General features: G+C 50.5%; 26 protein-coding genes. 11 read left to right on the forward strand and 15 right to left on the reverse strand.

The window, feature by feature from the left end; translation table 11 throughout:
- Positions 1-29 precede the first annotated feature (29 nt).
- Positions 30-1,397: a C4-dicarboxylate transporter DcuC gene (gene dcuC, locus OGV89_RS11365; RefSeq protein ID WP_003846583.1), complete on the reverse strand. Its 1,368-nt coding sequence runs from the start codon at positions 1,395-1,397 to the stop codon at positions 30-32.
- Between the two features lie 353 nt (positions 1,398-1,750).
- On the opposite strand from dcuC, the gene OGV89_RS11370 reads away from it, so the two are divergent.
- Entirely contained in the window at positions 1,751-2,644 is an 894-nt protein-coding gene (locus OGV89_RS11370; RefSeq protein ID WP_003846582.1) for a MurR/RpiR family transcriptional regulator, read from the forward strand.
- Between the two features lie 46 nt (positions 2,645-2,690).
- On the opposite strand, the gene OGV89_RS11375 is transcribed toward OGV89_RS11370, so the two are convergent.
- Positions 2,691-4,061, reverse strand: coding sequence for a class-II fumarase/aspartase family protein (locus tag OGV89_RS11375; protein ID WP_003840287.1), 1,371 nt, complete (start codon positions 4,059-4,061; stop codon positions 2,691-2,693).
- Between the two features lie 405 nt (positions 4,062-4,466).
- On the opposite strand from OGV89_RS11375, the gene OGV89_RS11380 reads away from it, so the two are divergent.
- The 6 genes from OGV89_RS11380 to sitD all read left to right on the forward strand — a co-directional run bounded on the left by OGV89_RS11380 (position 4,467) and on the right by sitD (position 9,906).
- The gene (locus OGV89_RS11380) at positions 4,467-5,507 is read left to right on the forward strand and encodes a porin (protein WP_016150891.1); all 1,041 of its coding nucleotides are present in this window, start codon (positions 4,467-4,469) and stop codon (positions 5,505-5,507) included.
- A 10-nt stretch (positions 5,508-5,517) separates the two neighbouring features.
- The gene (locus tag OGV89_RS11385) at positions 5,518-6,291 is read left to right on the forward strand and encodes an SGNH/GDSL hydrolase family protein (protein ID WP_003846577.1); all 774 of its coding nucleotides are present in this window, start codon (positions 5,518-5,520) and stop codon (positions 6,289-6,291) included.
- Positions 6,292-6,471: 180 nt separating this feature from the next.
- A complete protein-coding gene (locus OGV89_RS11390; protein WP_003846575.1) occupies positions 6,472-7,389 on the forward strand; it encodes a metal ABC transporter substrate-binding protein in 918 nt (305 codons plus the stop codon).
- Positions 7,386-8,201: an iron/manganese ABC transporter ATP-binding protein SitB gene (gene sitB, locus OGV89_RS11395; RefSeq protein ID WP_003846572.1), complete on the forward strand. Its 816-nt coding sequence runs from the start codon at positions 7,386-7,388 to the stop codon at positions 8,199-8,201. The genes OGV89_RS11390 and sitB overlap by 4 nt, the downstream gene beginning before the upstream one ends.
- A 2-nt stretch (positions 8,202-8,203) precedes the next feature.
- Complete coding sequence (gene sitC, locus OGV89_RS11400; protein ID WP_008785642.1) at positions 8,204-9,061, forward strand: iron/manganese ABC transporter permease subunit SitC; 858 nt, start codon at positions 8,204-8,206, stop codon at positions 9,059-9,061.
- Positions 9,058-9,906 (forward strand): iron/manganese ABC transporter permease subunit SitD, encoded by an 849-nt coding sequence (gene sitD / locus OGV89_RS11405; RefSeq protein WP_106107635.1) that lies wholly within the window; start codon positions 9,058-9,060, stop codon positions 9,904-9,906. Before sitC ends, sitD begins: the two co-directional genes overlap by 4 nt.
- An 18-nt stretch (positions 9,907-9,924) precedes the next feature.
- Here sitD and OGV89_RS11410 read toward each other — a convergent pair whose 3' ends face one another.
- Both OGV89_RS11410 and OGV89_RS11415 read right to left on the reverse strand, forming a co-directional pair.
- Positions 9,925-10,812 (reverse strand): EAL domain-containing protein, encoded by an 888-nt coding sequence (locus OGV89_RS11410; RefSeq protein ID WP_286558655.1) that lies wholly within the window; start codon positions 10,810-10,812, stop codon positions 9,925-9,927.
- 91 nt (positions 10,813-10,903) lie between these two features.
- The gene (locus OGV89_RS11415; RefSeq protein WP_003846564.1) at positions 10,904-11,506 is read right to left on the reverse strand and encodes a helix-turn-helix domain-containing protein; all 603 of its coding nucleotides are present in this window, start codon (positions 11,504-11,506) and stop codon (positions 10,904-10,906) included.
- A gap of 454 nt (positions 11,507-11,960) precedes the next feature.
- Here OGV89_RS11415 and OGV89_RS11420 point away from each other — a divergent pair, with 454 nt between their 5' ends.
- From OGV89_RS11420 to mutS, 3 genes are all read left to right on the forward strand, one after another.
- Positions 11,961-12,755, forward strand: coding sequence for a winged helix-turn-helix domain-containing protein (locus OGV89_RS11420; RefSeq protein ID WP_193339197.1), 795 nt, complete (start codon positions 11,961-11,963; stop codon positions 12,753-12,755).
- Positions 12,755-13,267, forward strand: coding sequence for a YqeJ family protein (locus tag OGV89_RS11425; RefSeq protein ID WP_003846560.1), 513 nt, complete (start codon positions 12,755-12,757; stop codon positions 13,265-13,267). The genes OGV89_RS11420 and OGV89_RS11425 overlap by 1 nt, the downstream gene beginning before the upstream one ends.
- 206 nt (positions 13,268-13,473) lie before the next feature.
- On the forward strand, positions 13,474-16,041 hold the full coding sequence (mutS, locus tag OGV89_RS11430; RefSeq protein ID WP_054528732.1) for a DNA mismatch repair protein MutS: 2,568 nt from the start codon (positions 13,474-13,476) through the stop codon (positions 16,039-16,041).
- Between the two features lie 109 nt (positions 16,042-16,150).
- Here the strand turns inward: mutS and OGV89_RS11435 are convergent, their stop codons facing one another.
- From OGV89_RS11435 to OGV89_RS11450, 4 genes are all read right to left on the reverse strand, one after another.
- Positions 16,151-16,303 (reverse strand): Hok/Gef family protein, encoded by a 153-nt coding sequence (locus OGV89_RS11435; protein WP_003846557.1) that lies wholly within the window; start codon positions 16,301-16,303, stop codon positions 16,151-16,153.
- Positions 16,304-16,543: 240 nt separating this feature from the next.
- Complete coding sequence (locus OGV89_RS11440) at positions 16,544-16,780, reverse strand: non-oxidative hydroxyarylic acid decarboxylases subunit D (protein WP_003846555.1); 237 nt, start codon at positions 16,778-16,780, stop codon at positions 16,544-16,546.
- Between the two features lie 10 nt (positions 16,781-16,790).
- Positions 16,791-18,218: a non-oxidative hydroxyarylic acid decarboxylases subunit C gene (locus OGV89_RS11445; protein ID WP_061549725.1), complete on the reverse strand. Its 1,428-nt coding sequence runs from the start codon at positions 18,216-18,218 to the stop codon at positions 16,791-16,793.
- Positions 18,218-18,811 (reverse strand): non-oxidative hydroxyarylic acid decarboxylases subunit B, encoded by a 594-nt coding sequence (locus OGV89_RS11450; RefSeq protein ID WP_003034196.1) that lies wholly within the window; start codon positions 18,809-18,811, stop codon positions 18,218-18,220. The genes OGV89_RS11445 and OGV89_RS11450 overlap by 1 nt, the downstream gene beginning before the upstream one ends.
- A 158-nt stretch (positions 18,812-18,969) precedes the next feature.
- Between OGV89_RS11450 and OGV89_RS11455 the strand changes: the two genes are divergently transcribed.
- Complete coding sequence (locus OGV89_RS11455; RefSeq protein ID WP_003034194.1) at positions 18,970-19,374, forward strand: MarR family winged helix-turn-helix transcriptional regulator; 405 nt, start codon at positions 18,970-18,972, stop codon at positions 19,372-19,374.
- A gap of 142 nt (positions 19,375-19,516) precedes the next feature.
- Here the strand turns inward: OGV89_RS11455 and rpoS are convergent, their stop codons facing one another.
- From rpoS to ispD, 7 genes are all read right to left on the reverse strand, one after another.
- Complete coding sequence (gene rpoS, locus OGV89_RS11460; RefSeq protein WP_000081498.1) at positions 19,517-20,509, reverse strand: RNA polymerase sigma factor RpoS; 993 nt, start codon at positions 20,507-20,509, stop codon at positions 19,517-19,519.
- Positions 20,510-20,571: 62 nt separating this feature from the next.
- Positions 20,572-21,654, reverse strand: a complete 1,083-nt coding sequence (nlpD, locus tag OGV89_RS11465) for a murein hydrolase activator NlpD (protein WP_223232897.1) — start codon at positions 21,652-21,654, stop codon at positions 20,572-20,574.
- A 184-nt stretch (positions 21,655-21,838) separates the two neighbouring features.
- Positions 21,839-22,465: a protein-L-isoaspartate(D-aspartate) O-methyltransferase gene (locus tag OGV89_RS11470; RefSeq protein WP_003034172.1), complete on the reverse strand. Its 627-nt coding sequence runs from the start codon at positions 22,463-22,465 to the stop codon at positions 21,839-21,841.
- The gene (gene surE, locus OGV89_RS11475; protein WP_003825728.1) at positions 22,459-23,220 is read right to left on the reverse strand and encodes a 5'/3'-nucleotidase SurE; all 762 of its coding nucleotides are present in this window, start codon (positions 23,218-23,220) and stop codon (positions 22,459-22,461) included. The genes OGV89_RS11470 and surE overlap by 7 nt, the downstream gene beginning before the upstream one ends.
- Positions 23,201-24,250, reverse strand: coding sequence for a tRNA pseudouridine(13) synthase TruD (gene truD / locus OGV89_RS11480; protein ID WP_003840327.1), 1,050 nt, complete (start codon positions 24,248-24,250; stop codon positions 23,201-23,203). The genes surE and truD overlap by 20 nt, the downstream gene beginning before the upstream one ends.
- Positions 24,247-24,726, reverse strand: a complete 480-nt coding sequence (gene ispF, locus OGV89_RS11485) for a 2-C-methyl-D-erythritol 2,4-cyclodiphosphate synthase (RefSeq protein WP_003846553.1) — start codon at positions 24,724-24,726, stop codon at positions 24,247-24,249. Before ispF ends, truD begins: the two co-directional genes overlap by 4 nt.
- 55 nt (positions 24,727-24,781) lie before the next feature.
- Complete coding sequence (gene ispD / locus OGV89_RS11490) at positions 24,782-25,477, reverse strand: 2-C-methyl-D-erythritol 4-phosphate cytidylyltransferase (RefSeq protein WP_003846552.1); 696 nt, start codon at positions 25,475-25,477, stop codon at positions 24,782-24,784.
- Positions 25,478-25,493: the final 16 nt, after the last annotated feature.

The following is a 25,493-nucleotide window of genomic DNA, read 5'->3' on the forward strand; positions in this document are numbered from 1 at the left end:
AAGAGCCTGCATTAACAGGCTCTCGGGATTCAAATCAGGACATAGTTGGCAACCAGCATCGCCGCGATACCGGCCAGCGCTGGAAGCAGCGTTCTTCTGACGATCATAAACGGTGAACATTCCCCTGCTTTGCTTACCGCAATAATGATGCCAGCCACAGGAGACATTGAGCGCCCCATTCCCGCCATCAACTGCATTGGCAGAATCATATTGACAGCGCTCTCACCAAATTTTGCCGCAATGGAGGGAGCCAGGCCGGAGAAAGAGAAAAAGGCGGCTACGCCAGAGCCTGTCAGGACGGCGGTGACGCCCACCAGCGCGGTCATCACCAGCGTCATACTGGTAAAACCCAGGCCTGCGTTTTGCACTGACTGCAACAGGTAGTCCACCGCGCCAATTTTCTGCAGCCCCTGGGCATAGATATCCGCACACACCAACAAGGAAACAATACTGGTAAACATGCTGCCCATGCCTTTGAAAAAGACCTGTAACCCTTTACAGCAGTTTTTGAAATCTCGGGTAGCCACCAGTTCGAAGAAAAACGCGACGACCGCGCCAAGGATCATTGCCGTGACCACGTCAATTTTGATGGATTTGATCACCAAAGGGCTAAAGACCAGCACCAGTGCTACAGGCAGGACCGGTAACAACGCGTAAATAGCGGGTGCCTTGCGGCCCTCTTCTTCTGCTTGCGCGACGCTTTGCTCGCCTGATATGAAGCCATCCTTTTTGTCGAAATACTTCGCGGTGAAGTAAATCACTACAGCAACGGCCAACATCACCACCACCGCCACCGGCATCTGGTAATGAGCGAAGTAGATAGCGCTTTCCATGCCAGCATGCTTGGCCGCCAGATTCGCAGTACCAACCGCAGGCCCTAGATCCATAAATGCGCACAGACCGATCATCGCGGCTGCAGAAGCTTTACTGACCCCAAGACGAACCAGTACCGGGAAGAATGTCACCAGCAGCAACATCGCCAGCCCCGCCGCACTTGAAATTGCCACGTGCAGAAGCTGTGCGCAGATGTACCCCAACGCGAGGATCAGGTAAGGCGCTTTAATCACCTGTAGCGGACGAATGCACATATTCACCATCGCATTCGACGCTTTGATGTGATCCATATAGCTGGCAAATCCACCCGCCGCCATGATGATAAGACCAATACCCGCAATTTGTGTGGTCAGCGATTCTTTGGCAAAGCTAAAGATGTCCAGCCAGGTTGACCCCGTGGATTTCGCTTTATCATAGAGAATGCTGTTTTCAGGATAAAACAATACGGTAATGGTCAATAATGCCAGTCCAGCGAGTAATAAAACAGTTTGCGGCTGATAGTTTTTTACAATTAACCATGCTGCAATAACTGTTATCACTATTGCTATAATAAACGCTGTCATAATAACAATTCCTATGCCATACAAATTTGGTAGGGTTACCCGTCATATCATCATTGCTTATGTAGGATAGTAAAAAAGCGCCTCCATATATAAGCAGTTATAATATGTACGTAAATTTATCGTATTACACACTCAAATATTGAGATTTAATTGTAATGGGTTGTGTGGTTATAAAATACGGGAAAGATATTTTCCCACCCCTTTTTGTGAGTAAGATCGCAACTTATATGAGTATGGTCATATCTTCCAGGAAGAGCTGGATGCGGGTTTCCAGGATATTCATTCAATGATTGACGTCGAAAGCGTATTACCCTATAACAACGTTGATATTCAACAGCAATCGGGTGTTATCCATGTATAATAAAAACACATTAAGTCTGGATGAGTATAACTTACTTACTCTTAATATGGGTGTTCTAACTGAATCTGAGTGCCGACTTAATGAGTACATTAATAAACACTTCAATGAACTGCCTTACCATGGCATTGTTGATCTCTCGCAAAATGCGATGGTAAGCAAAGCAACTATTGGCCGATTTTTAAATAAAATGGGGTTTACGGGTTATGCTGCTTTCCGCAAGGCATTAGACATCACGCTGTCAAAAAATAAAATATCCGCACCGTTTGAGAAAAACATCAAACTGCGTAACAATCCTGGGATTACCACTGAAAGTATCGTTACCGATTTCACCTACAAAGTATCAGAATTATTTAATCAATTTAAAAATAATATCGATATTGAGAGCCTTAATGCATTTATCGATCTGGTGCTGAACAACAAACGTCATATTTATGTCGTCGGCCCTTCATCGTCTCATGCCATGGCAACGCATTTTTGTACACTGCTAAAGTACTTCCGCAGTAACATCTCCCTGTTACCGACGGACATCAGCGAACTCCCCAAATGTCTCGTCAACATTGAGGAAGGAGATGTCCTGATTGTTTTCTCTTACTATCGATTTAACCGGGTCGCCCTCAATATTGCAAGATGGTTCAGAAAAAAGAATGCCGCCGTAGTGTTGGTGACCAACTCAGAGGCGAACCCTTACGGTAAGTTCTGCGATCTGCAGTTTGTTCTCCCAAGCGACGTACATTCCATTTTTCAAAGCCGTATTCTTGGCTTCTTTTTTATCGAACTCATTCTACATCTGGCTTATGAGAAAGGAGATAGCGAGGGGAATTTTGCCCAACTGGAAGAATTATTCGTCTTTTTCGAAACATTTTCGGCATCGTCCCACAATACTTAGTGCCACCAACCGCCAGGAGAGCTATCCCTCCCGGCGACATGACGAATCAGGCAATATCTGCGGTTTTCACGCGATCGAACTCAGCGATAGTCTCAGCGATTAACGCGTCGTTAGCCCCGATATATGACAGCGGCTCGCAGGCGGCAGCAATTTCCGCCCCAGATAATGACGCGCGGATTTCCGGGCTAGCCTGTACGATCTCCATGAAGCTGTACTCGCCGGTTGCATGCTTCAGCAGATTTTTCACCAGGTTATAGGCGGACTCTCTGCCAATTTTGGCGGCAAGCTTCATCGTCAGCGACTCAGACATAATAAAGTGCTTTGAGCAGTCAAAATTAGCGCGCATCTTATCTTCATTAACAATGAGATGCGAAAGCAGATTCTTTGCGCGTGTCAGGCTGGTCGATAACGCATTAGAGGCCTCCGGGAGGATCGTCCAGTTTAATACCCGCATTGAGGCAGCTCGTACATCCTGTTGATCCAGCATTGCTGGCGCGCCGGAAGCATACATCCACCCCATTCTTGCCAACGTTTGCACCATATTACTGGCGCGTGGATTAACTTTGTGTGGCATGGTGCTGGATCCGCCACCGCCCTCTCCTTCGAGTACTTCTGCAATCGGCGTGCGTCCCATGGTTTCGACATCGTTGGCCAGACGACACAGCGTGCCGTGAACAAGAGCAAAAAACTGCACAACCTCAACAACCGCATCCTGGCTGGCATTATTAATCCCGCAGGGCACGTTCAGACCCAACGCTAACATCAGCCGCTGGCGCGTTTCCATTCCCTGCTTACCTACAGAAGCCAGATTCCCCACCGCACCGCCAAAAAGTCCGGTTACGGCACGCGGATACAGCTGCTGTAGTCGTGTCAGGTGGCGGTTTATCTCCGCCAGATAACTGCAAACATGAAGCCCCCACGTCGTTGCAGAGGCATCCACCGAATTGGTACGCGCAACCATTACCGTACGCGCGTGTCGTAACGCCATCGCTTTCATGGCTTCGCCAACATCAAGCAATTGCTCACGCAATAGCCGCAGCGTTTGCTGCAATCTCATCGCCATGCCTGAGTCGAGTAAATCCTGAGTGGTGCATCCCCAATGCAGAAACTGACTGACCAGCGGTGTTCCGCTGGCGGAGATCTGATCGATCAGCGGCTTTATCGCCATGCCGACCGTTTGTGTTTCCTGCGCCAAGGCTGGCCAGTCTATCTGTATTTCCCGACAGGTTTGTTCAATTTCAACGGCTGCTTGTTCAGGAATAATTCCCAACTCACTTTGCACTCGAGCGACCGCCGCCTCAAAACGCAACCAACAACGCAGCAGATTGTCGTCAGACCATATTTCCCGCATCTTATCCTGAGTGAACAATGATGAATAAAGGTCAGAATCAAATACCGTTGTTTGCTTCCCGTACATACAGCGCCTCTCCGGCTAGTGAATGCGTGATAATAGAAAATTTGATTAATCAATTTTGCGGGATTTGTCTGCCAAATTATAGGGGAAAATAGTATTCCCACCTCAATAGTAATCATGAGAATACAACATTCCCATTTTCAGCTTTTCTACCCAGTAGAAATGAGACGTACTTCACAGTAATTTTCATGATCATATATTGTAGAGCCGTAACATTTTAAAAGCCCCATAATTAAATATTAGAGCCATTAATACAATAGTAAAAACAGAGATATTTATGCGTGAATAATCACATTTTATCACGAGAAAAAATGATTCCCATATCACTACCATTCCTTTTTCACGAACAATTATCCCGCTGTAAACTTTATTTATGGTCAGGAAATCAATGCTGGTTTGAGGGATGATATGAAGCTAAAAAATTATTCACTAATATTACTAATGGGTATGAGTTCCTCGGCGTTCGCCTTAAATGTGTATAATAAAGATGGAAATACGCTGGACATCTATGGCCGCGTTGAGGGTAAAATCGCGAGTGGTCAGAATTCATTTGCTGGCAGTGAAAGCCGAAGCGATTTGGGTGGACGTATAGGTATTTATCTCACGCGAGATTTGGATATTCTGCCAGAGACCAAAATCGTGGGGCGCCTGGAATGGCAGGTGCGTACCGAAAAAAATGATAACAATACCGGTGAAAGCGATATGGAGGCCCGATATTCCTATGTCGGCCTGTCAAATAAAACATGGGGTGAACTGATCACCGGGAGAACCAAAAACCCGTTGTATCAGGTAATGAAAATGACCGATAAATACAAAAATTTCACCCCTAATATCTACAGCTATGGCATTACAACCATTGATGATTCGTACCAGTTCAACCGACAGGACGGCACCGTTCAGTGGAACGCTAAATTTGCCGGCAATGAGATTCAGCTGGCATGGGTCTCCGGTAACGGCAACAGTGATAACGAAGCTCTGGATTACGGCGCGATGGCCAGCTATCGCAAGTCTTTCAAATTTGGCGACTTTAGGATTACACCTGCGATAGCGGCCAGCCGTTATAAACGACAGGACGGCGTAGTGACCACCGATGGACGTAATCAAAACGATCAAATCATGGGAGGATTACAACTCAGTTATAAAGCCTATGAAGTCGCAGTAACCGCATTACGTACGTCTATCTCTCGCGATAACAAAAGCGATAATAATTACAAAGGGATGGATTCGCTCATTTCCTACAACTTTGGCACCGTCAAGGTTCTTACCGGATATAGCTTTTTAAATGAAGATGGTAAAGATATTGCTGAAAAAGAAGACTGGCGTGCTGAAGCGCAATTAACATTGGCTAAAGACACGTGGTTATCATTTACTTACGATAAAGAGTTCGCAAGTAAGAACAAAAAGACCAATGATGATGCGCTTATCGTTGGGCTCCGTTATGATTTCTAAGAGATAAAAAATGAAAAAAATAACATTACTTGCCGCAGCGACGACTTTCGCATTAAGTAGTATCTGTGTTCACGCGGATACGTTATTAGCGCCTTCCGCACATGCGAAAATGGATGGTGAGAATAAAATTGTCGCGCTTTATGGTAACTCTTTCACTTTCTATAACAATAATATTAATACCCGCCTGCGGGATTTGACGCAGTCCTTACTGCCTGATCACGCCAAAGGCTATAAATATCGGGGGATCACGATTTCCAGCGGTCATTTAGGCTGGCAAATTGAGAATATGCGCTATCAGAACAAGCTACAGAAATGGGATGTCGTCGTCCTGCAGGGAAACTCAACAGAAACGATTTCAAAGAAAGAAAGTACCCGGCAAAACTTCGTGGACTCTGCAACCCAAATGGCCGAAATGGCGCATAAAGCCGGTGCAAAAGTCGTCTATTTCATGACCTGGCCGAAAAAAGACAAACCCGAAGATAGCCAAAAACTGGCAGATGCTTATCTCTCGATTGCGCAAAAAACGGGGGGATATGTGGCTCCGGTAGGCCTGGCTTTCGAGAAAGCACGTAAAACGCACCCAGAAATTAACCTGTATTATCAAGATGGTGTACACCCTTCGATTTCTGGAACGTATCTCGCCGCCTGTGTATTTTTCGCTACTCTGTATAACCAGTCTCCGGTCGGCGGTGCGCTTCCTATTGATACAGACATGAGCCCTGGCGACGCCAAAGCCTTGCAGCAAGTGGCCTGGGAAACCGTCACTGAGTTCCAGAAGCCATAATCATCGGGTTAGTCTTCCCCCACACGCCGACAATCGTGTCGGCGTAAACGCATTATCCTCATCCATTCCTTAGCGCCCTACGCAAATAAGAATTATTTTCATTTATTTATGCCATGTGCTATATAACATAGCAAAGGCTATATTCGATGATAAATTAACCATTTTGTTGTGAGGGATACTATGCCGCATCTGCCCCATCTGAAATCGTTTCTCCTTGCCAGCGTAATCACGGCGCTGACGCTGTCTCCTGCCTGGGCGAAAGAAAAATTTAAGGTAGTAACCACCTTTACGGTGATTGCCGATATGGCGAGCAATGTGGCGGGAGATGCAGCAGAGGTCAGTTCCATCACCAAACCTGGCGCAGAAATTCACGAATATCAACCAACCCCAGGTGATATTAAACGAGCGCAAGGCGCACAGCTTATTCTCTCCAACGGTCTTAACCTCGAACTATGGTTTGCCCGCTTCTACCAAAATTTGTCCGGCGTACCAGAAGTGATGGTCTCAAACGGCGTCCAGCCAATGGGTATCAGCGAAGGGCCGTACAACGGCAAACCGAACCCGCATGCCTGGATGTCAGCGGAGAACGCACTCATCTACGTGGATAACATTCGCGATGCGCTGATGAAATACGATCCAGACAATGCCGCCACTTACCAGAAAAATGCGGAGAATTATAAAGCGAAAATCCAGCAGACCCTGGCGCCGCTGCATGCTGAACTGGTAAAACTCCCCGCCGACAAACGCTGGCTGGTCACCAGTGAAGGCGCATTCTCCTACCTGGCACGTGATAACAGCCTGAAAGAGCTGTATCTGTGGCCGATCAATGCCGATCAGCAAGGTACGCCGAAGCAGGTACGCAAGGTAATCGATGCGATCAGAGAGCATCATATCCCAACGGTATTTAGCGAAAGCACCGTGTCCGACAAACCAGCGCGTCAGGTTGCCCGTGAATCTGGCGCGTATTACGGCGGCGTGCTGTATGTCGATTCGCTCAGCGCTGCCGATGGTCCGGTACCGACCTATCTGGATTTACTGCGCGTAACGACAGAAACCATCGTCAGCGGCATCAACGACGGGTTAAGGAGCCAAAAATGAGTCAATCTGCGATTACCGTGAATCAGGTTACGGTGACGTATCGCAACGGGCACACCGCATTGCGGGATGCCACTTTTCAGGTTCCGGGCGGCTCAATTGCCGCTCTGGTCGGCGTAAACGGGTCGGGAAAATCAACGCTTTTTAAAGCGCTGATGGGTTTTGTCCGCCTGGCGCAAGGGGAAATCTCAATTCTGCAACAGCCGGTAAATAAGGCGCTCAAACAGAATCTTATCGCCTATGTCCCTCAGTCAGAAGAGGTGGACTGGTCGTTTCCAGTACTGGTGGAAGATGTGGTGATGATGGGACGCTTTGGCCATATGGGCTGGCTGCGTCGACCAAAACAGATCGACCACGCCTGCGTGGATGCGGCACTGGCGCGGGTTGATATGCTGGACTATCGCCATCGTCAGATAGGTGAACTTTCTGGCGGGCAGAAAAAACGCGTCTTTCTGGCACGCGCCATTGCACAGGACGGACAGGTTATTTTACTGGATGAACCCTTCACCGGCGTGGATGTAAAAACCGAGGCCCGGATCATCGACCTGCTGCGTGAGCTGCGTGATGAGGGTCGAACCATGCTGGTCTCTACCCATAATCTGGGATCCGTCACCGAGTTTTGTGATTACACGGTGATGATTAAGGGCACGGTGCTGGCAAGTGGCCCCACCGATACCACCTTTACCCCCGAGAATCTCGAGCTGGCATTTAGCGGCGTACTGCGTCACGTTGCGCTGAGCGGCGGCGAACAACACGTGATTACCGACGATGAACGCCCGTTTATTTCGCGACGCGCGGCAAGCGAGGGGGAATAATCATGAACTGGCTGACAGAGCCGTTTGGTTACCAATATATGCTCAACGCCATGTGGGTCTCGGCGATGGTCGGAGGCCTGTGCGCGTTTCTCTCCTGCTATCTGATGCTAAAAGGCTGGTCGCTGATCGGCGATGCGCTGTCGCACTCTATTGTTCCGGGCGTGGCAGGCGCTTATATGTTAGGGCTTCCCTTCGCACTGGGCGCATTTCTTTCCGGCGGCCTGGCGGCGGGCAGTATGCTGTTTCTTAATCAGCGTTCGCGCCTGAAGGAAGATGCGATTATCGGACTGATTTTTTCGTCTTTTTTCGGTATCGGGCTTTTTATGGTGTCGCTCAATCCGATGTCAGTGAACATTCAGACCATTATTCTCGGCAACGTGCTGGCGATTGCACCGGAAGATATTCTGCAACTGGCCATCATCGGGGTTATCTCGCTGACTATCCTGTTTTTGAAGTGGAAAGATCTGATGGTGGTCTTTTTTGATGAAAACCACGCGCGCTCTATCGGTTTGAATCCGGGCCGGTTGAAGCTGTTGTTTTTTACGCTGCTCTCCGTTTCAACGGTAGCCGCCCTGCAAACCGTCGGTGCATTTCTGGTGATTTGCCTGGTGGTTACGCCCGGAGCGACGGCCTGGCTGCTGACCGATCGTTTTCCACGCCTGCTCACCATCGCCGTAGCTATCGGCAGCCTGACCAGCTTTTTCGGCGCCTGGCTGAGCTACTGGCTGGACGGCGCAACCGGCGGAATTATCGTCGTTCTGCAAACATTGCTGTTCCTACTGGCATTTGTCTTCGCACCAAAACATGGTCTGCTGGCGAATCGCCGACGCGCCCGACTGGTGAACAAGGAGTCAGTATGATCTTAACAACGCTATTAGAACCCTTTCAGTTTAGCTTTATGGTCAATGCGCTGGTTATCTCCACCATTGTCGCCGTGCCCTGCGCGCTGCTGTCGGTATTTTTAGTTCTCAAAGGCTGGGCGCTGATGGGCGATGCCATGAGCCATGCGGTTTTTCCAGGGATCGTTCTGGCTTATATCGCAGGCATCCCGCTGGCAATTGGCGCATTTGTCGCTGGATTGTTCTGCGCGATAGCAACCGGATACCTCGACGATAACAGCCGCATTAAGCGCGACACCATCATGGGCATTGTTTTCTCCGGGATGTTCGGTGCGGGACTGGTGCTGTATGTTTCCATTCAGTCGGAAGTGCATCTGGATCATATTCTGTTCGGCGATATGCTCGGTATATCACTGACCGATATCATGCAAACAACGGCGATCGCTTTGGGGATCGCGCTTATCATTGGGCTTAAGTGGAAAGATCTGCTGCTGCATGCGTTCGACCCACATCAGGCCAAGGCCAGTGGGCTTAACACCGCCTTGCTGCACTACGGCCTGTTGTGCATGATCGCCCTGACGATTGTCGCCACGCTAAAATCGGTCGGGATTATTTTGTCGATTTCTTTACTGATTGCACCCGGCGCCATCGCGATCTTAATGACGCGAAAATTTTCTCACGCCTTGTGGCTGGCGGTGATTATGTCGGTCGTTACCTCGTTTATGGGCGTGTACCTGTCTTTTTTCATCGACAGTGCACCGGCCCCCACCATCGTCGTACTATTTTCACTGCTGTTTGTGATGACCTTTATTTATTCCACCCTGCGCGATCGCCGTTTAGAACGGCAACGCCTGCATGATGTATAAATAATGATCCATAATATATCAGCTAATGATTTTGATATTAAATAGCCTCCGCAGGAGGCTAGATTGCTCTAACGTGAGCAAGGGTTTTGGCTTGCCAATATGGTATCCCTGTAACCACCCGATATTCATCTGCTCCAGGCACATCTGGATTTCAGCATTTTCAACAAATTCGGCGACAACCTGCATATCTTTCATTGCCGCAACCTGGCAGAAAGATTCGATGATATAGTGACTAATCCTACATTTTGTAATCCCACGAACGAAAGACCCATCGATCTTCAAAATATCTGCTTCAATGCTCATCAGACGTTCATAGCTTGCAAACCCAGCCCCAAAGTCATCTATCGCGATCCGGCATCCCAACTGACGTAGTGAGCGTAGCGCTTCTACCGTTTGCTCTTTATCTGACAGGGTATCAGCCTCGGTTATCTCAAAAATAATCCGTTGCGGTATCACCATATATTCCCGCAACAACTCCGCGATCTTTGCAACCAAACCTGAACAGCATAACGTCACTGGCGCCAGGTTAATGGAAAAACAACTCAGCGGATGGTAGCGCATGTACTCCAGGGTGTTCTCAATAACCCAAAGATCGATATCAGGCGCTAACCCCGTGTCGCGAGCGACCGACAAAAAGTGGTCAGGGGAAATAAATTCCCCGCTCTCATTGTGCATGCGGATCAATATCTCATGATAAGGCTCTTCACCACGAGTGCTGACGATAGGCTGGGCCAGCAGGACAAAGGTGTTGTGATCCAACGCGTGCAGCAGTGCAGCGCGAATATCCGTTGTATCGGCAGTAGGGTTGCCAAACCATCGGCTATGCTGTGACTCGAGACTTTCCGGCCTGCCGTTGATCATTGGCGATATAACTTTTGTTATTATTGGAAGGAATATCATATTCATATCAAATTAATAAATAAATACTAATTTATAGATAAAAATGGACATTTCGTGTAGAGTGCAGTAAACACTTCAGACGATATCAATGTTAACTTTAATAGATAAACAAAGAGAGTTTTCCTCGATTCATAATTATTTTTCCGTCATTTACTAACTCCTGCAGTACTTTATGGATAGCACTGCGTGAGATATGATTTCGAGCGAGAATAAATGTATACACGGACGTTTTCTCACGTACCCCAGGATCCATCGCCCAGATATATTTTACGTGTTCAATAATCTGCTCACGTATAGTGCGGTGCGACTGCAACGCCTCACGCTGGAAATAACGTTGAAGATGATGCGTTAAGATATCAAACGCCTGCTTCCATAAGTTTTTGGCTGTAAACAGGAGATCGGCATTTTGTACGCTCATCGCCCACATTTCACAATCAGTATCACAACGTAAATAGTGGCCGGCCACTTCCGTACGCATTTGTGGCAGGCCGAGAATGGCAGGTGCAGAAATACTCACCGTGACTAAATCGTTTTCCACACGATAAACAGAGACAGTCCCTTTCTCCAGAAACAAGATATGTCCATCGGTCTTCAAATCAATACGCTGACGTTTTTTACGTAACGACAGCCAGGCATTATCCGACTTCTTCATTTCATCGCCAACGAGCACTACAGCATTTTCAATTTCTTTCTGGAACATGGGACTCTCTACCGCAAATTATGGCTTTGTCAAAAAGATGGTTAATTTTACTCAGCACTAAAAATAAATGTCAGCTCGCAAACAAGCTGACATTTATTCCCATCTACATCTACCACCGGCATTCCCTGGTGCGTTGACGCGTTAAGGTTCATGCTGTTTTCGCGTGGTGGTGTCAGGCAGTATATGGCGCTGTCCATAAAGAATTAATGGCAATCATCTTTGTCGACATTTTTTCATCTTTCTGTTCTTTTTATAGTGGCAAAAAAGATACAATCAATTGATTTCAATGAATTTTATTTTCATTAAAAAGTTATCATTCTTGTTATATCATGATACTAAATTGCAACACTTCTCGGTTCTCGCTGTGGGATTAGGTCCATGCTGGTGGTCTTTATAGGCTCAGTGGTATCATGACTAACCAACCATCTGACGCATCATCAAGAGTAGAGACAATATGTCTGAGACTGGCAATGTCAGTTATCTGATTGAAAATAGAATAATATTTACGCCAGCCACACAATGTCTGGTGCGGGTAGATCACCCCAATCAGCGGATAAAACTCAAACACTCAGCGTCGTTATGTCTTTTATTACTTATTCAACATCGCGGGCAAGTGGTTTCTCAAAACGAATTGCTGGAATTCGGTTGGGGTAAAAATCACCGCCAGGTAAGTTTCAACGCCTTTTATCAAAGTATTCTCTCGTTGCGTAAAAGCTTGCTGCAACTGGAGCTTGAACAACCGCTGATCACAACGATTCCCCGCAAAGGGCTGATCATTCAGGAAGAGTTTGATATTCAGGTCATTGATACACCGGAGAATAACTCTGCTTCTGCTGAAGAATCCTTAGCGCCATTAGCGCCAGATGCCACCATTGAGGAACTTTTGGCTGACACGCCGCGTCAACCTTTGATAACGACAGCAGAAACGATAATGTTGGCACTTACCCTGATAATTTGTGTGCTTATATTATATCCGTGGCAAGCCAGCGATGATTATTTCTCCGGCTATATCGCCGCGAGCAAAACACCAACAGACTGTCAGTATTATTTCAATAGCGATGCCAGTAACTTTTCCCGGCATACCGCGTTTATCGACAAAAACCCAGGATTGTGTCAGAGCCATAAATTTATTTATATCACAACCTATCCTGAGTCTAAGAAACTGTCCGCGCTGGTGTGTCGCTCGCCGATAAAAGCCAGGCAGGAAAACGCCTGTCAGCCGGTATATTACCCACGGTATGATAGCTAATGAATTTATATCCCCGAACCTCCCGCATCCAGACAGGTATTATCCTGCTGCTTTGTTTTGCTACGCTAATTCTTACTGTCATCTATCGGTACAGTAAGAACAATGGCGAGTTACAAGATCTTACCTGCCGCTCTGCCATCGAAATTGTACGCAATACAAGCTCGTTCCGAGGGATTATTGATATCAAAACCGGGGGCAGTAAAGGTATTGTTAATATTGATGGTATTATCAAAGATGCCGAAAATAATGAGCAGACCGTGCAACGCATGGTACTTTTTACACAATCCAGCTACGGCTCAAGCCCGGTTTGGATTTCACAGAAAATCCAAATTTCCAATCGCGAAACGGCTCCCGCCAGCCTTATTCAGGAACTCCTCCCCGACTTTTTCCTGACCAACACCAGCGTATCCAACGTCGATTTTTTTGCGCTGAACAGCGAGACATACCTGATTACCAAAGAGGGGATCCCCTATCTGTATTGCCAGAATTATGCTTTGCCGGAAAATGAATAATCAATAAGCGTTCTGGCGGCAAAACCTACGGATGAATCTCAGCCGTTGTCGGTGATAAGATAGACCATTCAGGCCGAGCCAACGCTCGTCGTTACTGCCCTTCAGGCGGCTTTCGAATGACAAATTTGTGGGTTTATGTGAGTTTCCAGGGGCTCACGTGAGACTGCCCAGGTACCCCAAAAGATTAAAAAAAGAGCAAAAGCGATATGAAAGAGTCACTTGATACGGACTTCACGAACCACACCCCGATGATGCAGCAGTATCTCAAGCTGAAAGCCCAGCATCCGGAGATACTGTTGTTTTACCGCATGGGCGACTTTTACGAACTGTTTTATGACGATGCGAAACGCGCGTCTCAGCTGCTTGATATCTCCCTGACCAAACGCGGTGCATCTGCTGGCGAGCCAATCCCGATGGCGGGCATTCCTCACCATGCGGTCGAGAACTACCTCGCAAAGCTGGTCAATCAGGGGGAATCTGTCGCTATTTGTGAGCAAATCGGCGATCCGGCAACCAGCAAAGGTCCGGTTGAGCGCAAAGTGGTGCGTATCGTCACGCCTGGCACCATCAGTGATGAAGCGCTGTTGCAAGAACGCCAGGACAACCTGCTGGCCGCTATCTGGCAAGACAGTAAAGGTTACGGCTATGCCACGCTGGATATCAGCTCCGGGCGTTTTCGCGTCAGCGAACCGGCCGACCGCGAGACCATGGCCGCAGAATTGCAGCGCACCAATCCCGCTGAACTGCTGTATGCCGAAGATTTCGCTGAAACCTCACTGATTGAGGGGCGTCGCGGATTACGTCGTCGCCCACTATGGGAATTTGAAATCGATACTGCTCGCCAGCAGCTAAACTTGCAGTTTGGCACGCGGGATCTGATTGGTTTTGGCGTGGAAAACGCCCCGCGCGGATTATGTGCTGCTGGCTGTCTGCTGCAATACGTAAAAGATACCCAGCGCACCTCACTGCCGCATATTCGTTCCATCACCATGGAACGTCAACAGGACAGCATCATTATGGATGCCGCCACGCGCCGCAATCTGGAAATTACCCAGAACCTGGCGGGCGGCGTTGAAAACACACTGGCTTCAGTACTCGACTGCACCGTGACGCCGATGGGCAGCCGTATGCTCAAGCGCTGGCTGCATATGCCGGTCCGTGACACCAAAGTCCTTACCGAGCGTCAACAGACTATCGGCGCGCTACAGGATTCCACCAGTGAATTGCAACCCGTGCTGCGTCAGGTCGGCGATCTGGAACGTATCCTGGCGCGTTTGGCCCTGCGTACTGCGCGTCCGCGCGATCTGGCCCGTATGCGTCATGCCTTCCAGCAATTACCGGAACTGCGCGCGCAACTGGAAAGTGTAGACAGTGCCCCCGTGCAGATGCTGCGCGAGAAAATGGGTGAGTTTGCAGAGCTGCGTGAACTGCTGGAACGCGCCGTTGTGGAAGCTCCGCCAGTGCTGGTTCGCGACGGTGGCGTCATCGCCCCGGGCTATAACGAAGAACTGGACGAATGGCGAGCGCTGGCTGATGGCGCAACTGACTATCTGGACAGACTGGAAATCCGTGAGCGCGAGCGCACCGGTCTGGATACGCTGAAGGTTGGGTTTAACGCCGTTCATGGCTACTACATTCAGATCAGTCGCGGGCAGAGCCATCTGGCGCCGATTAACTATGTGCGCCGCCAGACGCTGAAAAACGCAGAACGCTACATTATTCCGGAACTGAAAGAGTACGAAGACAAAGTTCTGACGTCAAAAGGTAAAGCACTGGCGCTGGAAAAACAGCTGTACGATGAGCTGTTCGACATGCTGTTGCCGCATCTGGCTGATTTGCAACAGAGCGCCAGCGCGCTGGCGGAGCTGGACGTACTGGTCAACCTTGCAGAACGCGCTTATACCCTGAATTACACCTGCCCGACCTTCACCGATAAACCCGGCATTCGTATTACTGAGGGACGTCATCCGGTGGTTGAACAGGTGCTAACCGAGCCGTTTATCGCCAACCCGCTTAACCTCTCGCCTCAGCGACGGATGCTGATCATCACCGGTCCGAATATGGGGGGTAAAAGTACCTATATGCGCCAGACCGCGTTGATTGCGCTGTTGGCCTACATCGGCAGCTACGTTCCAGCGCAGAAAGTGGAAATAGGCCCGATCGATCGGATCTTTACCCGCGTGGGCGCGGCGGATGATCTGGCATCCGGTCGTTCTACCTTTATGGTAGAAATGACCGAAACCGCCAACATTCTGCATAACGCCACCGAGAACAGCCTGGTACTGATGGATGAGATTGGACGCGGCACCTCCACCTACGACGGCCTGTCGCTGGCATGGGCGTGCGCGGAAAATCTGGCCAATAAAATCAAAGCATTAACGTTGTTTGCCACCCACTACTTCGAACTGACTCAGTTACCGGAAAAAATGGAGGGCGTCGCGAATGTGCATCTGGATGCGTTAGAGCACGGCGATACCATCGCCTTCATGCACAGCGTACAGGATGGTGCAGCGAGCAAGAGCTATGGTCTGGCAGTAGCAGCCCTGGCTGGCGTGCCGAAAGAGGTTATTAAACGCGCGCGGCAAAAACTGCGCGAACTGGAAAGCATTGCGCCAAACGTTGCTGCGACCCAAGTCGATGGAACACAGATGTCGCTGCTTTCAGTGCCTGAAGAAACCTCGCCCGCCGTTGAAGCGCTGGAAAACCTCGACCCGGATTCACTAACGCCTCGCCAGGCGCTGGAGTGGATCTACCGGTTGAAAAGTCTGGTGTAACGTTGTAATGCCCGATGGCGCTTTGCTTATCGGGCCTACGGCAACGCGAGAATGGGTGCAAGAGGACGAAACCGGACCATCAAAACGCGGGGTTTCCCCCGCGTTGTTGCTACTTCTTCGGTTCGTAAGCGAGAACAGCTTTAAACTCCATACCACGTTCTTTAATACTTAACTCGCACAACGAATCTCGTACCATTAACGTGAATCCCAGCACCGTGAAACACAGCACTACAATTGCCACAAGGGCATATTTTGTCAGCATGTCTTGCCTCCCTGCAAAGAAGAGACTAACATCCAAATGGTCTAGGTTTGTACGCTAGCCTCAGGTTGATAGAACTATCTCCTGGGGCTTTTGTCTTTCCGGGACCTTACAAATGCTCAAAGCCCAGAAAGCCTCAAGCACCCGCCGCTATTCTATTCCCGATGCCGCTGTAACAAATCAATTTATCAATACGTTACGAGTCTGCTCGCAAAAAAGACCCGGAATCCCGGGCCTTCAGTATTAGCGCTTACCTTCCGCCAGCAGCGGTGGAATACTCGGCACCATTGGCGCATCGTCGATATCTTTCTGCGTCATACGAAACGCCTCCGGGTAGTGCTCGCGACTGGTACGACGTAGCGGTTCGGTATTACGCCAGGTGTACAGACAATGCTGGCACTGATATACCGTCCAGACACCTTTTACCGGCGAGTTTGCCATCACTTCAATATGTTCATCGGCACAACGTGGACAAATCATCTGCTACTCCTTATTTACGGTTGGCCAGCATGGCGGTCAGTTTTTCTGCCCAGGCTTTCGTTTCCGGTAAATCACATACCGGCTGGCTGTAGTGCCCACGGTTATCCGGCGCGACCGGCGTGGTAGCATCAATAATTAACTTGTCGGTAATCCCCGCCGGACTGGAACCCGGATCAAGCTCCAGCACCGACATATTCGGCAGTTGCACCAGATCGCCCGCCGGATTGACCTTCGAAGACAGCGCCCACATCACCTGCGGCAGGTTGAACGGGTCAACATCCTCATCAACCATAATCACCATTTTCACGTAACCCAGGCCATGCGGCGTCGTCATTGCGCGCAGCCCCACCGCGCGGGCAAAGCCGCCGTAGCGTTTTTTGGTGGAGATAATCGCCAGCAAACCGTGGGTGTACATGGCATTCACCGCCTGCACTTCCGGGAACTCGGCTTTCAGCTGTTGATACAGCGGTACGCAGGTTGCCGGCCCCATCAGGTAGTCAATCTCCGTCCACGGCATCCCCAGATATAGCGATTCAAAAATCGGTTTGGTGCGATAAGAGACTTTATCGATACGTACGACCGTCATATTACGTCCACCGGAATAGTGCCCGGTAAACTCGCCAAACGGCCCTTCGATTTCACGCTTACGGCTTTCAATGACCCCTTCGAGGATCACTTCCGAACCCCAAGGTACGTCAAAGCCGGTAAGCGGTGCGGTAGCGATCGGGTACGGGCTTTCACGCAGCGCTCCCGCCATTTCGTATTCCGACTGATCGTACTTCAGCGGCGTGGCCCCCATCAGGGTGATGATGGGATCGTTACCCAGCGTGATGGCAATCGGCAGATCTTCACCGCGCTCTTCAGCTTTATGCAGATGCAGCGCGATATCATGCATCGGCACCGGCTGCAGGCCAAGCTTGCGTTTGCCCTTCACTTCCATACGATAAATGCCGACGTTCTGTTTGCCGAAGTTGTCCGGATCCAGCGGATCGCGCGACACCACGCAGGCTTTATCAAGATAGAAACCGCCGTCACCATCGTTCAGACGAAACAGCGGCAGAATATCAAACAGGTTGATCTCCTCACCATCAACACAGTTTTCAGCCCACGCCGGGTTGGCACGACGCTCCGGCGTAACCGGAAATTTATCCCAACGGCGAATAAACTCATCAATTTGTTTTTTCACCGGCGTATTGGGCGGCAGGCCTAATGAAATGGCATGATTCTGCCATGAGCCGATGGTATTCATCGCCACGCGGGCATCGGTAAAACCGCTAATATTGTCAAACCACAGCGCAGGCGCACCATCACCAATACGTCCGGTCGCGTTAGCCGCCGCAGCCAGATCCGGCTCAGCGTTGACTTCTTCACTGATTTTCAGCAATTGTCCCTGGTCGTCCAGCGCTTGTAAAAAGCTGCGCAAATCATCAAATGCCATTATTCATTCTCCTGTGAAAAATTCTGCGCCTGCCGTAAACCCTGCCAGCGACGGGCGTTTGGATGCTCCAGACCAAACTGATCGAGCACACGCGCAACGATATGCTGAGTGATGTCATCGACCGTTTGCGGGTGGTTGTAAAACGCGGGCATCGGCGGGACCATCGCCACGCCCATGCGGGAAAGTGCGAGCATGTTTTCCAGATGAATAGTGCTGAGCGGCATTTCACGCGGAACCAGAACCAGCTTGCGCCCTTCTTTCAGCACCACATCAGCAGCGCGCCCCACCAGTCCTTCCGCGTAGCCTGCTCGGATACCGGCCAGCGTTTTCATACTGCAGGGGATAATGATCATGCCGTCAGTACGAAACGATCCTGAGGATATGGTCGCCGACTGGTCCGCCGGGTTGTGGCAATAATCGGCCAACGCCGACACATCACGGACGCTGTACGGCGTCTCCAGTTCAATAGTGGTTTTGGCCCACTTTGACAGCACCAGATGGGTTTCTACCCCCGGCATTTCACGCAGCGCCAGCAATAGCGACACACCAAGCGGTGCGCCGGTCGCCCCGGTCATTCCTACAATCAGTCTCATTTCGCCCTCAATTTTGTTCGTGTACGAACATTTTGATTAAAATACTCCCTCGATGCATTCCGGACAAGAGCACCTCGCACAGATTGCTAAAGCAGCAATGGTTAAACTATGACGCGTTACCCGTTAAGATAGAGACTGACAGATATTCCGGAGCTCTCATGCCGTTAAGAAACACAGCCTTTCACCTTTTACGTCAGCTTTTTCAGCAACATACGGCTCGCTGGCAACATGAATTACCGGATCTGACCAAACCGCAGTATGCGGTGATGCGCGCCATTGCCGAGCATCCCGGCATTGAGCAGGTCGCCCTGACCGAAGCCGCAGTCTGTACCAAGGCAACGCTTGCGGAAATGCTGAGCCGGATGGAAAAACGGGAGTTGGTCAGACGTGAACACGACCCGGCGGATAAGCGTCGGCGATTTGTTTATTTGACCGCGCAAGGAGAAGCATTACTGACCAGCGCAACCCCGTTAGGCGATAGCGTGGATGATGAGTTTCTGGGGCGATTATCTGATGAAGAACGTGAGCAGTTCATACGTCTGGTGCGTAAGATGATGAACTAATCTGCCGGATGGTGACATAAATGTCTTATCCGGCCTACAAAGTCCTGCTCCCCGTAGGCCTGATAAACGCAGTGCCATCAGGCAACAAACATAGAAAAAGGCCAGTCTCAATGAGACTGGCCTTTCTTGATAGAACTTGTGCTTACTCGCGGAACAGCGCTTCGATATTAAGTCCCTGAGTCTGCAGGATTTCACGCAGACGACGCAGACCTTCAACCTGAATCTGGCGAACACGTTCACGGGTGAGGCCAATTTCGCGGCCCACATCTTCCAGTGTCGCAGCTTCATACCCCAGCAGACCAAAGCGACGTGCCAGTACCTCACGCTGTTTGGCGTTCAGTTCGAACAGCCATTTGACGATGCTCTGTTTCATATCATCGTCTTGCGTGGTGTCTTCCGGGCCGTTTTCCTTTTCATCGGCCAGAATATCCAGCAACGCTTTTTCGGAATCGCCACCCAGCGGGGTGTCTACCGAGGTAATACGCTCGTTGAGTCGGAGCATACGGCTGACGTCATCAACCGGTTTGTCCAGTTGTTCAGCAATCTCTTCTGCGCTCGGTTCGTGGTCCAGTTTATGCGACAACTCACGCGCGGTACGCAGATAGACGTTCAGCTCTTTTACAATGTGAATTGGCAGTCGGATCGTACGGGTTTGGTTCATAATCGCCCGTTCGATCGTCTGGCGGATCCACCAGGTTGCGTATGTTGAGAAGCGGAACCCGCGTTCCGGGTCAAACTTCTCGACTGCACGGATCAGTCCCAGATTGCCCTCTTCAATCAGGTCCAGCAATGCCAGACCACGATTGCCATAACGACGAGCAATTTTCACCACCAGACGCAAGTTACTTTCAATCATGCGACGGCGGGATGCGACATCCCCACGCAGTGCGCGACGCGCAAAATAAACTTCTTCTTCGGCTGTTAACAGTGGTGAATAACCAATCTCACCAAGGTAAAGCTGAGTCGCGTCCAACACACGCTGTGTGGCCCCCTGCGATAACAGCTCTTCTTCAGCCAGGTCGTTATCACTGGGTTCCTCTTCACTCAAGGCTTTTTCATCAAAAGCCTCTACTCCGTTCTCATCAAATTCCGCATCTTCATTTAAATCATGAACTTTCAGCGTATTCTGACTCATAAAGGTGGCTCCTACCCGTGATCCCTAACGGAACTAGCACGTGAAAGCCTGGTTCCGCCGAATTATCGCTGCGGTAAATAACGCAGCGGGTTTACGGATTTCCCCTTGTAACGAATTTCAAAATGCAAGCGTGTTGAACTGGTTCCGGTACTACCCATGGTAGCTATTTTCTGCCCCGCCTTGATTTCTTGTTGTTCCCGGACCAGCATTGTATCGTTATGGGCGTAGGCACTCAGGTAATCATCGTTATGTTTGATGATAATAAGATTACCGTAACCACGCAGCGCGTTACCGGCATAGACGACGCGTCCATCTGCGGTCGCGACAATAGCCTGTCCCTTGCTGCCTGCAATGTCGATCCCTTTATTGCCACCTTCGGTAGCCGCAAAGTTTTCGATCACTTTGCCGTCGGTCGGCCAGCGCCAGGTAGAGATTGGCGAGCTGGTTGACGTTGAGCTTGCAGTTGATTCGGTTGCGCTAACTGCCGGAGCCGTTACAGGCGCTGTGACCACAGTCCCAGCAGGCTTGTTGTTCGGCAACATTTTATTAGCACTTTGTTCACCTGAATCCTCAGAATACGTAATTGTTGGTTTCGAAGCAACAGCAACGGTGGAATTTTGTGCAGGGTTGGTCACAACTCCTTGCTGTGCTGCATCCGCCTGGGTGATGGCATTTCCACCGGTAATCGGTGCGCCAGACGCATTGCCCACTTGCAGAGTTTGACCGACATTCAGGCCATACGGGGCCGGAACGTTATTGCGTTGTGCGAGATCACGGAAATCGTTCCCGGTAATCCAGGCAATATAGAAAAGGGTATCGCCTTTCTTAACAGTATAGGTACTGCCGCCCGTATAGCTACCTTTCGGAATGTTCCCATACTTACGGTTGTACACAATACGACCGTTTTCCATCTGCACAGGTTGTTCCGCAACAGGCTGGATCTGTGTTGACTGTGTGGTCGGACGCTGCACCGGCTGGATCTGCGGCGTTTGCTGTACTGTCGACGTCGAGCCCATTTTTGGTGGAGGCGTAATCAGCATACCGGAATTGGTGTTCGTTGATGCACCGCCATCAACGGAACTGACCGGTGCAGGTGGATTCGAGGTATTTGAACAACCTGCCAGCCATAATGAAACCAGTGACAATGCCGCAATGCGGCGAACGGTAAATTTGTGGCTTCCCGCGCTCATTTATCCCCCAGGAAAATTTGGTTAAAACCAGTGACGTAATCACCGTGCAAGGCATCGGACTGGGCACTGGAAACGTGACCACGATACGCTTACTAATTCCAGAATATCCAGGAAAACTCCAGGTATTCAGAGCCTGTATCTACGCAAGCTCCCCTTTTACTAAGGGAACGAAGCGTACGGCCTCCACGGTATCGATAATAAATTCGCCTCCCCGACGACGCACCCGTTTCAGAAACTGGTGCTCGTCACCCACGGGTAAGACGAGAATGCCGCCTTCATCCAACTGCATCATCAATGCGGTTGGGATCTCAGGCGGCGCTGCCGTAACAATGATAGCGTCAAACGGGGCTCGCGCTTGCCAGCCTTGCCATCCATCACCATGACGGGTAGAAACATTATGTAAATCAAGCTGTTTAAGTCGACGACGCGCCTGCCACTGCAAACCTTTAATGCGCTCAACAGAGCACACATGGTGCACCAGGTGCGCCAGAATCGCCGTTTGGTAGCCAGAGCCGGTACCAATTTCCAGCACCCGGGACTGTGGCGTTAACTCCAGCAGCTCGGTCATCCGTGCAACCATATAGGGCTGCGAAATCGTCTGCCCCTGACCAATCGGCAGGGCAATATTGTCCCAGGCCTTATGTTCAAACGCCTCATCAATGAATTTTTCACGCGGCACGGCGGCAAGTGCATCGAGAACAAGCTCATCTCTGATGCCCTGCGCACGTAATTGTTCAAGAAGAGTGTGTACGCGTCTGCTTACCATTGCGTGTCGGCTCCCACGCTGTCTAACCAGTCAGAAACAACTTCATGCGCGCCGTATGCGGTTAAATCGACATGCAGCGGCGTGATGGAAACATAGCCTTCATCGACGGCGGCAAAATCAGTATCCGGTCCGGCGTCGCACTTTTCGCCCGGTGGCCCGATCCAATACAGCGTATTACCGCGCGGGTCCTGCTGTGGTATCACCTGATCCGCAGGATGGCGACTACCGCAGCGGGTGACGCGGATACCTTTAATCTGATCCAGCGGTAAATCCGGCACGTTGATATTCAAAATGCGCCCGGTGCGCAGCGGTTCACGACTCAGCGCCCGTAAGATACGGCAGGTTACTGCGGCAGCAGTATCGTAGTGTTTATGCCCATCAAGTGAGACAGCCAGCGCAGGGAAGCCCAGGTGACGACCTTCCATCGCCGCCGCAACGGTACCGGAATAGATAACATCATCGCCGAGATTAGGACCTGCGTTAATACCAGACACGACAATGTCCGGACGCGGACGCATTAATGCGTTAACGCCCAGATAGACGCAATCGGTAGGTGTACCCATTTGTACGGCGATATCACCGTTATCATAGGTGAACGTGCGAAGTGAGGATTCCAGCGTCAGCGAGTTGGACGCGCCACTGCGGTTACGATCCGGGGCAACCACCTGTACGTCAGCAAACTCACGCAGCGCTTTCGCCAGCGTTTGTATACCGGGTGCGTGAACCCCATCATCGTTACTCAGCAATATACGCATAATCACCCATTGTGTTAATAAGTTCCCTTACAACACTGGTGGCGAAGCTACCTGCCGGTAGCCAGAAACGTAACTCAACGGTTACGTCATCCCACCAGTTCCAGCTTAATTGTTGTGGATACAGCAACATAGCGCGACGCGACGCGTCGACTTTCTCGCGCAATAACAGAGACTGCAGCGCGGTTTCATCAGCAACAGCGGCTTCTTCAAACGCCAGCGCGTCGCGTTGAGTTCCCCACTCACCGCTGCCCGGCAATGCCGCTGTAATCATCAACTCTTTCTCATCGACGCGACGCTGTAATTCAGTTTGTTCTTCCTGTGTGGCGACAAACCAGCTTCCGCGCCCCGATAATTGTAGCGCATCGCCGTCAACAACTTGATTAAAGTCTGTTTTTTTCAGGCGTTCACTGACTATCTGATTAAACAACGCGCTACGGGCCGCCGACAACCAAAAACTGCGTTTATTGCGATCGCGCACCGGCGCATCGCTTTGCGCCCAGCGCAGCGCCCCTTGCAGGTTGCTGCCGCCGATACCAAAACGCTGAGCGCCAAAATAGTTCGGTACGCCGCGCTCGTTAATTGCCTGCAAACGCGCTTCAACATCATTTCGCTCGCTCACTTCACGCAACACCAGCGTAAATTCGTTGCCTTTCAGCGCCCCTAAACGCAGCTTACGCTTGTGGCGCGCGTACTCCAGCACTTTACAGCCTTCAAGCTCAAATTTGCTTAAATCAGGCATCGCATTGCCCGGCACACGCGCACACAGCCACTGTTCCGTGACCGCATGCTTGTCTTTCTGGCCAGCAAAGCTCACTTCGCGGGCATGAATTTTCAGGAATTTCGCCAGCGCGTCAGCCACAAAACGGGTGTTACAACCGTTTTTCAGGATACGCACCAAAATGTGCTCGCCTTCGCCATCGGGTTCGAAGCCTAAATCTTCGACGACGACAAAGTCTTCCGGATTCGCTTTCAGAACGCCATGGCCTTGTGGTTTGCCATGGAGATACGTCAGATCTTCAAACGCAGTCATTTCGTTGCCTTAATGAGTAACGCCACCGCTTCACAGGCAATCCCTTCCCCACGCCCGGTAAAACCGAGTTTTTCCGTGGTGGTCGCTTTCACGTTAACATCATCCATATGGCAGCCGAGGTCTTCGGCAATAAACACACGCATTTGTGGAATGTGCGGCAGCATCTTCGGCGCCTGAGCAATAATTGTCACATCCACATTACCAAGCGTATAGCCTTTGGCTTGAACACGCCGCCAGGCTTCACGCAATAATTCACGACTATCTGCACCTTTAAAGGCCGGGTCGGTGTCCGGGAATAGCTTACCGATATCCCCCAGCGCAGCCGCGCCCAGCAGAGCATCGGTTAACGCGTGCAACGCCACGTCACCATCAGAATGCGCCAGCAATCCTTTTTCATACGGGATGCGCACACCACCAATGATAATTGGGCCAACTCCTCCAAAAGCGTGTACGTCGAAACCGTGTCCAATTCGCATTATGCCTTCTCCTGATATACACAGCGTCCTCCAGGCAGCCTGAAGGATGATGTATCTAGATAGTTCGGGTCAGATAAAATTCCGCCAGCGCCAGATCTTCCGGGCGGGTGACTTTGATGTTGTCAGCACGCCCTTCGACCAGCTGCGGATGAAAGCCGCAATATTCCAGCGCCGAAGCTTCGTCTGTAATAGTTGCACCTTCGTTGAGTGCACGCGTCAGGCAATCGTGCAATAACTCACGTGGGAAAAACTGCGGCGTCAACGCATGCCATAAATCGGTGCGATCGACCGTATGGGCGATGTCTGTTCGCCCCGGCTCCGCGCGCTTCATTGTGTCGCGTACCGGTGCGGCAAGGATCCCGCCGGTACGGCTGGACTCGCTGATTGCCAGCAAACGGGCCAAATCATCCTGGTGCAGGCACGGACGCGCGGCGTCATGCACCAGCACCCAACGGGCCTCCCCTGCGGCTTGCAAACCGGCAAGGACAGAATCGGCACGCTCGTTGCCGCCATCCACCGCCGTAATTTGCGGGTGCGCAGCAAGTGGAAGTTGGGCAAAGCGACTGTCGCCTGGGCTGATAGCGATGACGACTCGCGTCACCCGGGGATGAGCCAGCAGCGCATCAACCGAGTGTTCAAGAATGGTTTTATTGCCAATAGAGAGGTACTGCTTAGGACACTCTGTTTGCATTCGGCGGCCAAACCCGGCAGCCGGCACCACGGCGCAAACGTCCAATAAAGTGGCTGCCATGTTAAATCCCTGGACG

It is taken from the genome of Citrobacter sp. Cf125, from assembly GCF_030333935.1.
GTDB lineage: Bacteria > Pseudomonadota > Gammaproteobacteria > Enterobacterales > Enterobacteriaceae > Citrobacter > Citrobacter freundii.